Source organism: Sphingobium sp. FW305-3-2-15-F-TSA7, assembly GCF_058787155.1.
The window spans coordinates 26884-41624 of sequence record NZ_JBYSZM010000041.1 but is presented as its reverse complement, the minus strand read 5'-3'; the positions used below and the strand labels follow the sequence as shown (position 1 = coordinate 41624).

Sequence of the window (14741 nt, the reverse complement as noted above, 5' to 3'; positions counted from 1 at the left end):
AGAGGGGCTAACCTTAAAGCCCGCGCAGCGTCGGGATCAGATCCTCGTAACGATCGATGATCGCATCGGCGCCGAGCTCTTCCGCAGGGCCGCCGAGAAAGCCGAAGCGCACCACGACGCTCGGCACGCCGGCATTCTTCGCTGCCATCACGTCGTAGATCGAATCGCCGACGAATGCCGCGCGGCCGCCGCCGGCGCGGCGAATCATCTCGTGGATCGGCGCGGCGGAGGGCTTGGCATTGCCCTTGCCCATGGTGTCGCCGCCGATCAGCGCGAAGAAGCGGTCGCGCAGGCCCAGTTCGGTCAGCAGCTTGTCCGCAAGGCGTTCGAACTTGTTGGTGCAGACCGCGACCTTGACGTCCATCGCGTCGAGCGCGTCGAGCGTTTCGACCATGCCCGGAAAGGCAAAGCTGCCCGCCGAGATATTGGCTTCATAATGATCGAGCAGCGCACGGTAGAGATGCGCCATCTCGTCCGCTTCGCAACCGCCGGTCGCCGCGAGGCCGTGCTCGAGCATCCGCTTGGCGCCGCCACCGATCATCGGCCGCACCGTTGCCACGTCGAGCAACGGTCGGCCCGCCAGTGCCAGGGCGTGATTGACCGCGCCGGTCAGGTCCGCGCTGGTGTCGAGCAGGGTCCCGTCGAGGTCGAAACCGACGAGCTGAAACGGAAAGGCGGCGGAGCTGTCTTGCATGGCGCGTCCCATGCCTCGGCAGCTATGGAAATGGCAAGGTTTCCGTGGCAAGTGCGGGCGCCATGAGGGAACATCCATGAGCGCGACGCCCGCCGCAGATCTTGCCGCAATCATCCTCGCTGCGGGGCAGGGAACGCGGATGAAATCCGACATCCACAAGGTGCTGCACCCGATCGCCGGGCGGCCGATGCTTCATCACTTGCTGGCAAGCGTCGATGCGCTCGCCCCCGCGCGGACGGTGGTGGTGGTCGGGGCCGGCCGTGAACAGGTCGAGGCATCGCTGGCGGGCGGTACGGCGGGTTTCGCCGTCCAAGCGGAACAGCTCGGGACAGGTCACGCCGTCCGTCAGGCGGAGCAGGCGCTTTCGGGTTTCGATGGCGATGTGCTGATTCTCTATGGCGACGTGCCGCTGGTCGAAGAGGCGACGATGCGCGGCATGATCGCGCGACTGAACGCCGCCGATGCCCCCGTCGTGGTCGTTCTCGCCTTCCGTCCCGACGATGCCGCAGCCTATGGCCGGATCGTCGTCGAGGGGGACGGTTCCATCGCGAAGATGGTGGAATATAAAGATGCGACGCCGGAGGAGCGTGCGCTAAACCTGTGCAATTCTGGGCTGATGGCGGTCCGCGCGCGCGATCTGTTCGATCTGCTCGGGCGCATCGGCAACGACAATGCGGCGGGCGAATATTATCTGCCCGACATCGTCATGCTGGCGCTGGCCGAAGGGCGGCGCAGCGCCGTGGTCGAGGCTGAGCCCTGGGAGGTCGCCGGCGTCAACAGCCGTGCCGAGCTGGCCGCGGTCGAAGGCGAATGGCAACGCCGCTGCCGTGCGCGCGTCATGGCCGAAGGCGCAACGCTGATCGCGCCGGAGACGGTGTGGTTCGCGCATGACACGGTGATCGGCCGCGACGTGACGATCGAGCCCAATGTTTTTTTCGGCCCTGGCGTGCGCGTTGCCGACCGGGTCGTCATCCACGGTTTCAGCCATATCGAGGGGGCGACGATCGGCGAAAAAGCGGAAGTCGGTCCGTACGCACGGTTGCGTCCCGGCGCCGTCATGGGCGAGAAATCGAAAGTCGGCAACTTCGTCGAGATGAAGAAGGCGGTGCTGGGCCCCGGAGCGAAAGCCAACCATCTGACCTATCTGGGCGATGCCGAGGTGGGGGCGGGCGCCAATATCGGCGCGGGCACCATCACCTGTAATTATGACGGCTATTTCAAATACCGGACCGAGATTGGTGCCGGCGCCTTTATCGGATCGAACAGCGCGCTCGTGGCGCCCGTCCGGATCGGCGCGGGGGCGATCGTCGGTGCGGGATCGGTCATCACCCGCGACGTCGAGGCGGATGCGCTCGCCGTCGCGCGCGGGCAGCAGGAAGCGAAACCGGGTAGAGCGAAACGCTTTCGCGACGTGATGAGCGCCAAGAAGAACAAGTAATTCCCAAGCCGTAAGCGGGAGAGGTTAGGGGGGAGGACGTGTCGGGCCTCACGTCGATCGTGAACAGGCCTCCCCCCGACCCCTCCCGCACACGGGAGGGGAAAATGGAGTAAGTACTGCATGTGCGGAATCATCGGAATCTTGGGCAAAAACGATGTCGCCGACCGACTGGTCGATGGGCTGAAGCGCCTGGAGTATCGCGGCTATGATTCCGCCGGCATCTGCACCGTCCATGACGGGCAGTTGGTCCGCCGCCGCGCCGAAGGGAAGCTGGAGAATCTGGCGCGCGTGCTCGCCGCCGACCCCGCGCCGGGCACGAGCGGCATCGCCCATACCCGCTGGGCGACGCATGGCGCGCCGACCACCGACAATGCGCATCCGCATATCGCCGGCGATGTGGTGATCGTCCACAACGGCATCATCGAAAATTTCAAGCCGCTGCGTGACGAATTGCTGGCCGAGGGCCGCATCTTCCTGAGCCAGACCGACACCGAAGTGGTCGCGCATCTAATCGCGCGCGAGGTCGAAGGCGGCGTCGCACCGCGCGATGCGGTCGCCGCGGTGCTGCCGCGGCTCCACGGCGCCTTCGCGCTGGGCGTCATGTTCCGGACCGAGCCCGACCTGCTGATCGGCGCGCGTCTCGGCGCGCCGCTGACCGTGGGTTATGGTGAGGGCGAGAATTATCTGGGGTCGGACGCGCACGCGCTTGCCGCGCTCACCCAGCGCATCGCCTATCTCGACGAGGGCGACTGGGTCGCGATCACACGCTCGGGCGTCGAGATCTTCGATCGCGACAACCAGCCGGTCGAACGCCCGATCGTCGAATCGGGGGCATCCGCCGCGATCATCGACAAGGGCAATCATCGGCATTTCATGCAGAAGGAGATCTACGAGCAGCCGGTCGTGGTCGCCCAGACGCTGCAAAGCTATCTCCGTCCGCTTGAACAGATGGTCGCGCTTCCCGACATGGATTTCGATCTGGCATCGGTCGAGCGCGTCACTATCGTCGCCTGCGGCACCGCATCCTATGTCGGTATGATCGGCAAATACTGGATCGAGCAGTTCGCGCGCATTCCCGTCGAGGTCGATGTCGCGTCGGAGTTCCGCTATCGCGATCCCGTGTTGCTGCCCAACACGCTGGGCGTCGTCGTCTCGCAGTCGGGCGAGACCGCCGATACGCTCGCTGCCTTGCGTCACATGAAGGCGAACGGCGTCACCACCGCGGGCATCATCAACGTGCCGACCAGTTCGATGGCGCGAGAGGTCGATCTGCTGCTGCCCACCCATGCCGGGCCCGAGATCGGCGTCGCGTCGACCAAGGCATTCACCTGTCAGCTCGCGGTGATGGCGGCGCTTTCCGTCAATCTGGCGCGCGCAGCGGGTAAGCTCTCCGTCGAGGAAGAGCGCGAGATCGTCCGTCATCTGGTCGAGGCGCCTGCCGCGATCAATGCAGCGCTGGCGCATGACGATGAAATCCAGGCGATGGCGGGCACGATCGCCAATGCGCGCGACGTGCTCTATCTCGGCCGCGGTCCGGATTATCCGCTCGCGCTGGAAGGGGCGCTGAAGCTCAAGGAGATCAGCTATATCCATGCCGAGGGCTATGCCTCGGGCGAGATGAAGCACGGGCCGATCGCGCTGATCGACGATAATGTGCCGCTGATCGTGCTCGCACCTTCGGGCCCGCTGTTCGACAAGACCGTTTCCAACATGCAGGAAGCGCAGGCGCGCGGCGCGCAGGTCGTGCTGATCTCCGACGCCGACGGGCTGGCGCAGGCCGGCGAGGATGCCGTCGCCACGATCGAGATGCCCAAGGTCCATCCGCTGATCGCGCCGATCGTCTATGCGGTGCCGGTGCAACTGCTCGCTTATCATGTCGCGTTGGCCAAGGGCACCGATGTCGATCAGCCGCGCAATCTGGCAAAATCCGTGACGGTGGAGTGAGCGCGCTGATCATCTGCGTTCGGCGCTGAGCGGGGAAGTTCGGAAAGTCATGAAGATTTTTCCGTAAGAAACTCCGTTTCGATGCAACTGTCATGGCTGAGCAGATGGCAGGAGCGTGTGGATGAGCGGCCCGCAAGGCCAATGCGACGAACGGGATGCGCTCTATGCGGAGGCATCGCGGGCGCATGGGGGCATGATCGCGCGGCTGTCCGCCGGCTATGAAGCGGAGCCGGCCTTGCGCGAGGATCTTGAGCAAGAAATGCATTTCCAGCTCTGGCGCAGCCTGGCGATCTTCGCGGGGCAATGCAGCCTGGCGACCTGGACCCACCGTGTCGCGCACAATGTCGGTGCTCGTCATGTCGACAAGGCCGTGCGGGGGAAGCGGATAGAGATACTGGCCGATCTCGACGGCGTCGATGTTGCCGACGATCGCGCCGATCCGGAGGAGCAGGCCGATGCGGCGGTGACGCTCGACCGCCTCTACGCGCTGATCTGGCGATTACGGCCGATCGACCGGCAATTGCTGCTGCTTCATCTCGAAGAGGTGGATGCATCGGAATCCGCCGAGATCACCGGGCTCACCCCCGGCGCGGTCGCGACGCGCATCCATCGCATCAAGGCATTGCTCGCAAAGGATTTTGCGAAAGGAGACTTGTCATGACGGGCAACGAACCCGACGCCCCCACGACGATGTGGAAGCAACAATCGGTGCAGCCGCATATCCTGACCCCGCAGGAAATCCGCATCCGCATCGATCGGCTGGATGGCCGCATACGCGCGCGCAATCGCATCGAATATGTCGCGGCCGGACTGGTGTTCATGGTGTTCGCGGTGTTCGCGATCCGCCAGATCGCGCAGGGCATCTTCGATTTGGCAACATTGGCCGCGATATTGCTGATGGTCGGCGTGGGGACGGTGGTCTGGCAGTTGCACCGGCGCACCAGCCCGGTGGCGGCGATCGACGGCGCCCGGCCCAGCGTCGAAATCTATTGCATCGGGTTGCAACGCCAGCGTGATGCGCTGGCGTCGGTATGGCTCTGGTATGTTGCGCCGTCCATACCCGGTCTCGTGACGATGTATGTCGCCGTGCTGCTGAAGACGGAGGCCAGGAACTGGCCGTTCGTCGCGGTGACGGGGGTGGTGCAAATCGCCTTCATAGCCTGGATCATCCATATCAATCGCCGGGCCGCGCGCGTTCTGGATGCCGAACTGGACGCCCAGGCCGGGCCGCACTGATCCGCCGCCCCCCCCGGCAATCCAAAATCCAGACAAGCCAATGCCCGGCGCGACGCCGGCTGAACGAGGAGAATGACGATGCGATTTCCCGGCAAGACCGTGGCCGCGCTGACGATGGCGGCGGCGGCCGTCACCGCGGCGCATGCGGGAGGAGAGGATGAGGACGCGATCGTGCAGCGCGGGCGGGCCCTGTCCGACTGGACGTCCGCGGAGAGCGTGGCGGCGTTGGCCAAGGCGGCGACGCCCGATCTGCGCTCCAAGATCGAATCTGCCGGCAGTGCGGCGGCGTTCGCCGAGGCGATCAAGGGACAGATGGGTGCGCAGACCAAGGTCTTCGACGAGATCGCCATGAAGGGGAATGGCTATAGTTTCTATCAGCGGCTGGCGGCGCATGAGCGCCTTCCAGCGGCATCGACGATGGTCGTATGGGATGAAAAGGGCGTGGTGATCTCCGCGGTAATCCAGCCTTCGGCACCACCCCCGCCTGCGCTTGCCGCCGGGGCCGGCGTGCCGGTACGGCTGCCTTTTTCCGCACCGGCCAAGGGGAGCTGGCTTACGTTTTGGGGCGGACGCAATCTGGTGCGCAATTATCATATGGTCGCGCCCGCGCAGACCTATGCCTTCGATTTCCTGGTGACGCGCGACGGACGCTCCTTCGAGGGGCCGGCGGACAAGCTCTCCTCCTATTTCTGCTGGGGGCAGCCCGTGCTGGCCGCCGCGGACGGTGTCGTGTCCGAAGCGGTGGACGGGGTCGTCGATATGCCGGTGGGCCAGATGAATCCGAAACAGGTGGCCGGGAACCACGTCATCATCCGCCACGGCGAGAGCCAATATTCGCTTGTCGGCCATCTTCAGAATGGATCGACCAAGGTGAAAAAGGGGGATGTGGTGAAGGCCGGGCAGCCGGTCGGCCTGTGCGGGAACAGCGGCAACACGTCCGAGCCGCATGTCCATTTCCACCTCCAGACCGGGCCGACATTCGCCGAAGGCGGGCAGGGGCTGCCTGCGGCGTTTCACGACATGATCGTCGATGGTCGTCCGTCACGGGACGGGGAGCCGGTGCGCGGACAGGCGATCGCACCCGCGCGCTGACAAACGAAAAGGGGAGCATCCGCCGGATGCTCCCCCCTCTTGTGGATGGATGTTCGGGGCAGCGAATGCCTCACCCCCTTTATGTCGTGGCGACGCCGCGCCCATGCGGCGCATGGCGGAGTTCCGCCCAGGCGAGTATCGCGACGACCAGCGCCTGCGCCAGCACGAAGGCGATGCCGAATGCGGTCGGCGCGGTCAGCGCGAGCACCGCGATGCTGGCCGCGACCCAGCCGGCATTGCCGACCACTGCGATCATCACCAATGCGCGATTGAGCAGCGGGGTTCGCGCCATCCAGGCGAACAGGCCCGCGACCGGGAACAGGCTGCACCCGGCGACGAGCAGCAGGATCGGGTGCAATCCGGTCGGCCCGGACAGCAGCTCCGCACCCAAGGCCATCGCGGCGCCTGCGGCCAGACAGGTCAGTGCGTCGAAGGACAGGATCTTGCGGATTGTGCGGGTATCGGTGTCGGTCATGGCGAAACTCCTTGTGCAGTGCGGTTAAGTGCATGTCGGGTTGACGAGCGGAGATTTCGTCGATTCAGGTAGCTGCGTCGATTACCTGTCAGGTAATGTCGAATGAGCGGATCGGCGCTTATTGCCTGGGTCTGTTCGCAGATGGAGGGTTTCGATGACGGTCGCAGCACGGGGCGTTGGGGATCATCTGCGCGAATGGCGGCAGAAGCGGCGGATGAGCCAGCTCGACCTGGCGCTGGATACCGAGATATCCACGCGGCATCTGAGCTTTCTCGAAACCGGGCGGGCGCGGCCCAGCCGCGATATGGTCCTCCGCCTCGCCGAACAGCTCGAGGTGCCGTTGCGTGACCGCAACGTGATGCTGGCCGCGGCCGGCTTCGCGCCGCTCTTCGGCGAACGCTCGCTCGACGATCCCGACATGGCGGGCGCCCGCCGCGCGATCGACCTGATCCTGGCCGCGCACGAACCCTGGCCGGCGCTCGTGGTCGACCGTCGCTGGGATCTTGTCGCGGCCAATCGCGGCATTGCGCCGATGCTCGCGGGGATTCCGCCCGAACTGCTCGGTCCGCCCGCCAATGCGATGCGGCTGGCGCTGCATCCGCAGGGGTTGGCGCCGCGCATCGTCAATTTCGCCGAATGGCGCCATCACCTGCTCGATCGGCTGCGACACCAAGCGCGCGCGTCGACCGATGGTGCGCTCGATCCGTTGCTGGCGGAACTGGAGGCCTATCCCGTGCCGCCCATGCCCGATGCGCGCCCGCAGGATCTGGGCGGGATCGCGGTGCCGATGAAGCTGATGATGGGCGATCGCGTGCTGAGTTTCCTCAGCACCACGACATTGTTCGGCACCGCGCAAGACGTCACTCTGGCCGAACTGACGCTGGAGACCTTCTTTCCCGCCGACGAGGAAACCGCCGAGGCGGTGAAGCAGGTGGCCGCATGAAAGCCGGTCATCGCTGGATCGGTCGATCGGTTGCGAGCTTTGCGCTGGTCGCGGCTTTTCTCTCTGGTCCAGGCATGGCGGAGGATCCGCGTCAGTCCTTCGATATGGCGATTCCGGTCGCTCCCGCGCCGGTCACGGTCGAAGGGAAGCACCAATATGTCTATGAGCTTCACCTGACCAATTTCAGCGCCGATGCGCTCGTAATCCGGCAATTGCATGTGATGAATGCCGAGACGGGCGAGGTGCTGGCGCAGTTCGCCGGAGAAACGCTTGCGGGGCGGATCGCGCGTCTCGCCGCCGGGAAAGATGCCGCGGTGGTTGCGCCGGGCGAACGCGCGATCCTGTATATCGAACTGGACCGGGTACGCGACGGTCGTTTACGACGGCTGTCCCATCGGATCGATTATATGCGTGTTGCGCCAGGCTGGGCGAAGGCGTTCAGCGTTTCCGGTGCGGATATCGCAGTGGATATGCGCCCGGTGACGATGCTCGGCCCACCGCTTGCCGGCGGCCCCTGGGTCGCGATCCATCATCCGGACTGGGCGCGCGGCCATCGGCGCGTGATCTATGCGGTCGGCGGCAAGGCCCGCATCCCCGGGCGTTTCGCCATAGACTGGGTCAGGGTGGACGAGAATGGCCGCACGACAAAGGGTGATGCAGACGCGGTCTCCACGACATTGGGCTATGGAGCCGATGTGATCGCGGTGGCCGATGCCGTGGTGGCCGCGGCGCGCGACGACATGCCCGAAAGCGATCGCATCTCCGCGAACCCCGATCATCCGATCGGCGATGCGGCGGGAAATTTCGTGTCGCTCGCACTGCCTGGCGGCCGCTACGCGATCTACGAGCATCTGAAACCGGGCAGCATAAAGGTGAAAGCGGGGGATCGCGTGCGGAAGGGCGCGGTCATCGCGGCGCTCGGCTTCACCGGAGACTCGACCGGCCCGCATCTTCATTTCCACCTTGCCGACGCGGCCGCACCGCTGGAGGGGGAAGGGATGCCCTTCCTGATCGATCGTTTCGTGGCGCTCGGTCGTTATCGCGATATCGGCACGCTTGGCAGTGCTCGCTGGGAAATGGTGGCGCCGGCGACGAGCGGTCCTCGCATGGTCGAGCGCCCCGGTCCGAACACGGTGATCATGTTCGGACCGGCGCGGGATTGAAGCCAGTCAGCGGTCGAGGATCGTTGATCATGAAGGTGAAGTCGTGACGCTTCAAACCCCTGTTGCGATTGAAGCCCTCAAGGGTTTGCGGCATTGTCCGATCTTTGAGGGGGAAAGAATGCTATGGGCATGGCAGGGGCCGCGCTGGCGATCAAACCGAGCTTCCTGCGATCGAGGATCTACGCGATTCTGATCGGCCTGACGGCGAGCGTCGGTTTGGGCGCTGCGGGTGCGGCGCATGCCGCGAAGATCGAACATCGTACGCTTTCTAACGGTGTAGATGTCATCCTGCTCATGGGCTCGATCGAGCACGGTGATGACGACGTATTCCGTAAGCTTTCGATCAAGCTCAAGGATGCTGTCGTGGGGCTCGACAGCGAAGGAGGAGCCCTGGTGCCGGCGATCGAGATCGGCAAGCTGATCCGGCTTGCGGGCTATTCGACCGCGGTGGTGAAAGATGCTGCCTGCCTTTCGTCCTGTGCGCTGATCTGGTTGGCCGGTTCTTCAAGGTTGCTTTCTCCCGAAGGTCAGGTCGGTTTCCATGCCAGCTATCGCAATAAGGACGGCAAGATCGAGGAAACCGGCGTCGGCAATGCGCTTGTTGGTCACTATCTGACATTGCTGAACTTGCCGCAGAGAGCAGTTGTCTTCGCAACCACTGCGCCTCCTGACAAATTCAATTGGTTGTCGGCTGAGAACAAGGTGGAGGCGGGTATCGAATTCGAGGAGTTGATCCCCGATAAACCGGGCGATGTCCCTCAAGGCAAGGCAAAGACTGCCGGCAAGGCACAAGAAGGAAATCGTCTGGGCCCAGCGCCGCCGATCGTGGTTACGAATGTGCGAACTCCGAGCGACACATCTGGAGTGGCGGGAAAGAAAACGGAGATCCGGCCGTCGATTGATCAAATATCCCAAGAGTTCCGAGAATATATGTTGAAACCGGGATCTGTGAGAGAACAGTTTTCCGCGATGGGACTTGATGAGAAGGAATTTAAGGTTTTTGAATTTCATCTCCATGAAACTTTTGGAAATGGGAAATTAATAGCCGAGATATCCAAGGAAATTTATAACGCATGGGGTGCGATGTCAGACTATGAATCCAGCCGGCGCGTTGGAAGGCAATTGGGAAGCTCCGTGGCAGAAAAGGTATTCTTCAGGGGGCTTTCGAGGTTGCCTGACGAAGATATCAGAGCATATTTTCGTTATTTTTCCTTGTATCCAAAAGTGATGAATGACGCCCAATGCAGTGCCTTTTTTCGAGGAAATCCTAGCGATCCGGGCCTTGAGTTCCGAGCAGTTTCGGCCTTGGGGGAAGGTGAGCTGGAGAAGTTTCTATCTTTATACAGGCGTGGAATATCAACCGGTCTGTCGAGCGGAGGTGAAGGGATTTATCCGAATGAAGAACAAATAAATATCGCAAAACAGTCATTTAAAAGCCTGTATGTTGAGCGAATTGCAGCGTTGCCTGATGCGGAAAAAGAAAAAATATTGAAGGCGAACGATAACAAAGATTCTGTCAACGAAAAAGACTATTGCGATTCTAATGATATATTGTTCACGGCCATTTATGACCTCGAAGGCATGGTAGGAAATTGGTTCAGGCTTGCTTTTATACGAGATATCAGTCGAGATTGATGACGGTGCAGCCGTACCCGACCTGTGCCTACGCTCCGGTCAGGATGGCGGCTTGCATCTGCTCCTTGTTGCCAGCGGCCGCGCATGTTGGCGCAGCGCCAAGAGCACATGGCCGGGCTCCTCGATCATGGCAAATGGGCGGTATGCTCCATCCAGACGATCGTCTCTTTTGGCGCGCGAAGTCGACCCATCCAGCCGGCGGTGATTATCGAAGGCGTCGCGTAACCCTGGCGACCGAGCAGCATCAGCACAGGCAGGCTCAGGCGGTCGAGCTTCGCGAGGCTGACATCTGCAAGCTGCGGACGCCGCGCTGATCCCATTGGGCGACGGCAAAGAAATCTTCCCGGGGGGCGCTGGAACGACCAGGTAATCGGCATCTCCGAGCCGAGGCGCCATGGATGAACAATATGATCGGATTGGCGCGATCGGCGCCAATCTCCGGCAATTTCATCTTGATGCCAGGTCCTTAGCGGAGTGGAGGAGGCGTGGAATATTGCCCACATCCAACCTTTCGCTGGAGCGACAGTGAGGAAATTGGGACGTCTCCGAATGATCACCGTTCGGGCCGAACTTGGGAAAGCCCGGCCCGGACGACTTGCAGGGTGATATTATCGCGACTGCACGTTGGGTTCTTCGCCACCCTCCGTACTCGGTGCCGCCTCCTCCTGGCGCTTGGCTTCGGATTTCACTTCGCCTTTCGACATGCCGGAGACCAGCGCATCGCCCGATGCCGTAAAATTGCCGGCGGGGAGCGCGACGCTGCGATCGCCCACCGTCATCATCAGCGACGTGATCGTGCCGTCGGCGGTCGAGCGGACCGATTGCACGGTGCCGATGGCGCGGCCCTTGGCATCCTCGACGATCATGCCGGGCTGGACCGCGAAATTGCCGGCGGCATTGGCCGCGCCGCTGCCTGTTGCGGCAAGCTGACCCAGGCTACCCTGTGCGTTGCCGGCAAATGATCCGGCTGCGTTCGCGCTACCGCCGACCGCGTTCGTGCTGCCGGCAGCGGATCCAAGCGTTGCGTCCGCCGTGCCGCGCGCGCCGGTCACGGTGTCGCGCGCCAGCCCGACCGCGGGTTGTGCCGCGCCGCGCACCGCGTCGGTGCCGATCGCCTGTACGGTCATATCCGCATCGGCGGACCCGCTGCCGCTTCCCGTCGCCGACCCGCCGATCGTGCGGCCGATCGTATCGACATTGCCCGTGAGGCCGCCATTGGCCGATTGGCGCGTCGAGGCGCGCGTGCTCGCGCGGCCCGACCGCCGGTCGACACTGCGGTCGAGCCGGGTCTCACCGCTGCGTCCCAGCGTGCCGCCGATGCCCGAACCGAGACCGCCGGACAGGCCGCCGATCGTCTGGCCGAGCCCGCGGCCGCCTAGGAGCTGGGCCGAAGCCGGTGTCGTCGCCAGCGCCAGCATGGCGGTGCTCGCAATCAGGAGAATTTTCATGATCTTGTCCTTCCCTTCGTGCCGGCGGTCAGGCCGCCGTCAGAAGGGAAACGGAACCGGGCCTCCCTTTAATCCCACGGCGCGAGATTTTTTTCAGCGTGTACGGCAGTCACCGCAGACCAGTCCCTGGCCGAAGATCTTGTCCGGTCCCTTCGCGCCGAGATCGATCGCGCCCTGCGCCAGCGCGCGATAGGCTGCGTCGCGACGTGCGGGATCGGGCGCCGGATAATGCGCGAGCAGCGATGCGGCGACGAGGGGGGCCGCGAACGATGTGCCGCGCACTGCGGCCATGCCGCCACGTGCGTCCGCCGCGCGCATGTCGCCGCCGGGGGCCGCGAAATCGAGATGGAGTGCGCGGCCGGCTTCGATCAACGCGCGATTGCGCGCGTCGACACCGGTCACTGCGATCACGCCCGCATAGGATGCCGGATAGGATGGCGGGGCGGCCGGGCCATCATTGCCGACCGCCGCCACGATCATCATGCCGCGCGCCTGCGCCGCGCGGACGACGCGATCGAGCAAGGGATTGCGTGGGCCGACGAGGCTGATCGTCACCACGGGCACCTGCCGTCCGGCGAGCCAGCCCAGAGCGCGCGCGATGGTCGCGGCGCTGCCGCCCGCCGGATTGTCGCCATAGACATCGGCAACCAGCAGCCGCGTTCCCGGGGCGGGGCTGCGCATCGCCCCCCGGCCGACCATCAGCGAGGCGACGGCCGTCCCGTGATGGCTTGCGGACGGTGGGCCGGCGAAGCCGCGCTGCTCGATCGGCCCGTCAAGCGCGGGATGGCGGGCGACGCCGCCATCGATCATCCCGATCGCCGCGCCGGAGCCGGGCTGCGAGGTTTGCGCCATGGCGGCGAGCATCGGCATCGGCTTTGCCGCGCCGCTCTGGAAATGCAGCTGGTCGGCGCTGATCTCCGCCGGGCCGGCAATGTCGCGCAGCCTTTTCTCCGCGCGGGCCAGGCTCATGCCTTTGGGCGTGCCGAGCCGCGTATAGCGGATGTCGAGTCCGTCGATGCTTTCCTCGCCGATCAAGGTGAAGCCGGCGTCGACGGCCTTGCGCAACGCATCCGGTGTCGCGTCGACGATCATCAGCTCGCCGCGCACCGCTGGGTCGCCCTCGGCATCGAGTTCCAGGACGCGACGATTGGCGGAGACAGTGCTGCGCAATCGCCTCAGTCGGTCTCCGAGCAGGTTTTCGGCCATTCTGGCCGGTTCCACCCGGTCCAGAGTGTTCGAAACCGTGCGATCGATCGCGTCGGGCAGGCGCTGGATGACGGGGGGCAGCCCCGGCACGAGCTGAGCGAGCAGGGGCGCGGGCAGCCCCGCAACAAGGCATGTCAGAATGACCGGGGCTATGCGCCGCATCTGCCCATCCTAGCCCCGCTTCGCGAAATTCGTTCGATCTTTTTCGTCATGATAGGGATGAAACGCAGGAGCACGACCGTTTCATCCGTGAAGGACAGAAGATGGTGATGCGTTGATGGCGTTCGAAGGCGATATGCTGGCGCTGCTGCCGCGGCTGCGGCGTTTCGCCATGAGTCTGTCACGCAACGCCGCGGACGGGGACGATCTGTGCCAGGCGGCGGTCGAACGCGCGTTGAAATCGCGCGATCAGTGGCAGGCGGGCACGCGACTGGACAGTTGGATGTTTCGGATCATGCGCAATTTGTGGATCGACGAGATCAGGGCCCGTGGTCGCCGCGACCAGACCTTCGTACCCGAGGAAGCGGGGGCTACGGTGGGCGATGATGGCGACCGGCGCATCGAGATGGCGGTCGAAATCGCCGATGTCGGCCGCGCGATGGACCGGCTGCCCGCCGAGCAGCGCGAAGCGATCGCACTCGTGCTGGTCGAGGGTTTTGCCTATCGCGAGGCGGCCGAGATCCTCGACATACCGATGGGCACGCTGACGTCGCGACTGGTGCGCGGGCGCGAGGCGCTGATGCGCGAACTGGGGGAAGCGGCATGACGATCGATCGCGAGACATTGATGGCCTATGCCGACGGCGAACTCGACGAGCTGACCCGCCGCCGCGTCGAGCAGGCGATCGCGACGGATCCGGCGCTTGCCCGCCAGGTCGAGGCCGATCGTGCGCTGCGTGCCCGGATCGCGGGACATTTTGCGCCGTTTGCGGAAGAGGCCGTGCCCGAGCGGCTGAGCGCGTTGCTTCGGACCGATGTCATCGATCTGGCTGCCGCGCGGGCCGAACGCCGGCCGGCGCGATACTGGTTCGCCAATGTCGCGGCGATCGCGGCGACATTGGTGGTCGGCATTCTTGTCGGCCAAGGCATTGCCGATCGGAATGCCGGTCCGGTCGGCGTCAGCAACGGCGTGGCGGTTGCGCAAGGGAGCCTTGCCGCCGCGCTCGACACCCAACTCGCTTCCGCGCAAGCCGGCGATGCCGCGACCCGGATCGGGATCAGCTTTCGCAGCAATGACGGCAGCTATTGCCGGACTTTCCAGGGCGCGGGGCTGGATGGCGTCGCCTGTCGCGCCGCGGGCGGCTGGCAGGTTCGTCACATGGCGAGCGGCACCGTGCGCGCAGCGAGCGAATATCGCCAGGCAAGTTCGACCGATCCGGTGATATTGGCCGCGGCGCAGGCGATGATGGTCGGCGATCCGCTCGACGCCGCAGGCGAGGCTGCGGCGCGCGATCGGGGATGGAGATAG

14 protein-coding genes are annotated in these 14741 nt (G+C 64.4%); 10 read left to right on the top strand and 4 right to left on the bottom strand.

What is annotated here, in order from left to right:
• Positions 1-13 precede the first annotated feature (13 nt).
• Complete coding sequence (locus tag AC3WN8_RS25725; RefSeq protein ID WP_492672361.1) at positions 14-694, bottom strand: HAD-IA family hydrolase; 681 nt, start codon at positions 692-694, stop codon at positions 14-16.
• Between the two features lie 76 nt (positions 695-770).
• On the opposite strand from AC3WN8_RS25725, the gene glmU reads away from it, so the two are divergent.
• From glmU to AC3WN8_RS25700, 5 genes are all read left to right on the top strand, one after another.
• Complete coding sequence (gene glmU / locus AC3WN8_RS25720; RefSeq protein ID WP_492672360.1) at positions 771-2132, top strand: bifunctional UDP-N-acetylglucosamine diphosphorylase/glucosamine-1-phosphate N-acetyltransferase GlmU; 1362 nt, start codon at positions 771-773, stop codon at positions 2130-2132.
• A gap of 120 nt (positions 2133-2252) precedes the next feature.
• Complete coding sequence (gene glmS, locus AC3WN8_RS25715; protein WP_492672359.1) at positions 2253-4076, top strand: glutamine--fructose-6-phosphate transaminase (isomerizing); 1824 nt, start codon at positions 2253-2255, stop codon at positions 4074-4076.
• A 121-nt stretch (positions 4077-4197) separates the two neighbouring features.
• Entirely contained in the window at positions 4198-4737 is a 540-nt protein-coding gene (locus AC3WN8_RS25710; protein WP_492672358.1) for an RNA polymerase sigma factor, read from the top strand.
• Positions 4734-5312, top strand: a complete 579-nt coding sequence (locus AC3WN8_RS25705) for a hypothetical protein (RefSeq protein ID WP_492672357.1) — start codon at positions 4734-4736, stop codon at positions 5310-5312. Before AC3WN8_RS25710 ends, AC3WN8_RS25705 begins: the two co-directional genes overlap by 4 nt.
• A 78-nt stretch (positions 5313-5390) precedes the next feature.
• Positions 5391-6404, top strand: coding sequence for a M23 family metallopeptidase (locus AC3WN8_RS25700; protein WP_492672356.1), 1014 nt, complete (start codon positions 5391-5393; stop codon positions 6402-6404).
• A 79-nt stretch (positions 6405-6483) separates the two neighbouring features.
• Here the strand turns inward: AC3WN8_RS25700 and AC3WN8_RS25695 are convergent, their stop codons facing one another.
• On the bottom strand, positions 6484-6879 hold the full coding sequence (locus AC3WN8_RS25695) for a hypothetical protein (RefSeq protein WP_492672355.1): 396 nt from the start codon (positions 6877-6879) through the stop codon (positions 6484-6486).
• A 154-nt stretch (positions 6880-7033) separates the two neighbouring features.
• Between AC3WN8_RS25695 and AC3WN8_RS25690 the strand changes: the two genes are divergently transcribed.
• The 3 genes from AC3WN8_RS25690 (at position 7034) to AC3WN8_RS25680 (ending at position 10620) form a co-directional block, all read left to right on the top strand.
• The gene (locus AC3WN8_RS25690) at positions 7034-7822 is read left to right on the top strand and encodes a helix-turn-helix domain-containing protein (protein ID WP_492672354.1); all 789 of its coding nucleotides are present in this window, start codon (positions 7034-7036) and stop codon (positions 7820-7822) included.
• Positions 7819-8985, top strand: a complete 1167-nt coding sequence (locus AC3WN8_RS25685; protein ID WP_492672353.1) for a M23 family metallopeptidase — start codon at positions 7819-7821, stop codon at positions 8983-8985. The genes AC3WN8_RS25690 and AC3WN8_RS25685 overlap by 4 nt, the downstream gene beginning before the upstream one ends.
• Positions 8986-9108: 123 nt before the next feature.
• Positions 9109-10620, top strand: a complete 1512-nt coding sequence (locus tag AC3WN8_RS25680; RefSeq protein WP_492672352.1) for a COG3904 family protein — start codon at positions 9109-9111, stop codon at positions 10618-10620.
• Between the two features lie 608 nt (positions 10621-11228).
• Here AC3WN8_RS25680 and AC3WN8_RS25675 read toward each other — a convergent pair.
• Positions 11229-12068 carry a hypothetical protein gene (locus tag AC3WN8_RS25675; RefSeq protein WP_492672351.1) on the bottom strand — a complete coding sequence of 280 codons (840 nt, stop codon included), beginning with the start codon at positions 12066-12068 and terminating at the stop codon, positions 11229-11231.
• A 93-nt stretch (positions 12069-12161) separates the two neighbouring features.
• Positions 12162-13436 (bottom strand): S8 family serine peptidase, encoded by a 1275-nt coding sequence (locus tag AC3WN8_RS25670; protein WP_492672350.1) that lies wholly within the window; start codon positions 13434-13436, stop codon positions 12162-12164.
• Between the two features lie 115 nt (positions 13437-13551).
• Here AC3WN8_RS25670 and AC3WN8_RS25665 point away from each other — a divergent pair, with 115 nt between their 5' ends.
• Positions 13552-14040, top strand: coding sequence for an RNA polymerase sigma factor (locus AC3WN8_RS25665; RefSeq protein WP_492672349.1), 489 nt, complete (start codon positions 13552-13554; stop codon positions 14038-14040).
• Positions 14037-14741, top strand: coding sequence for an anti-sigma factor family protein (locus AC3WN8_RS25660; protein WP_492672348.1), 705 nt, complete (start codon positions 14037-14039; stop codon positions 14739-14741). The genes AC3WN8_RS25665 and AC3WN8_RS25660 overlap by 4 nt, the downstream gene beginning before the upstream one ends.